This is a genomic window from Campylobacter taeniopygiae (assembly GCF_005406225.1).
In the GTDB taxonomy this organism is placed as follows: Bacteria; Campylobacterota; Campylobacteria; order Campylobacterales; family Campylobacteraceae; genus Campylobacter_D; species Campylobacter_D taeniopygiae.
This window is the reverse complement of the sequence record NZ_NXLY01000063.1, coordinates 1-568: the sequence shown is the minus strand read 5'-3', so window position 1 is coordinate 568 and position 568 is coordinate 1. Positions and strand designations below refer to the sequence as shown.

General features: G+C 31.5%; 1 protein-coding gene. It reads right to left on the bottom strand.

Annotated features, from left to right (window positions below; genetic code table 11):
* Window positions 1-568: phage tail tape measure protein (locus CQA75_RS08955; protein WP_137624608.1), on the bottom strand; the 568-nt coding region annotated here is incomplete at both ends.

The window sequence follows — 568 nt, the reverse complement described above, 5'->3', positions numbered from 1 at the left end:
AAAAAAGGCTTTTACTTTATCCCAGTTCATTATTACCAAAGCAGCAATAGCAGCAATAGCCATAAGAGCAAGTCCTATAGGATTAGTTAGAAAGGCAACTTTTAATATATTAAAAGCAATCCTTATAGTATTAATGGTAAAGGCAAATTGTATCCCTGCTAATTTTGCCACCAAAAAACCTACTTTTAAAGCACTCAAAGCTACACTAGCAGTAGTTAAAGCAACCACTAAAGTGCCTATAACTTTACTTAAATTTGGAAAAGCATCAATCATTTCTCTTATGAAATTGATTAAAGATGAAATACTATCCATTATTTTTACCAAAGCAGGTGCTAAAGCTTCTCCGATACTAGCACTAAGATTAGACATAGAAGTGCTAAGCTGCGTAAAAGAAGAATTAGTGCTTGAACTTATCTTTTTAAACTCATCATTTAAAGCACCCATTTTTGTGTTTTTTAAAGATTTTAAGGCATTTTCATATTTGTCCGTATTATCGACTAAATTTTGCATCATACCTGCAGCACCTGTTCCAAAAACTGAATTTAAAAAATCTGTCATTTCATCTTTT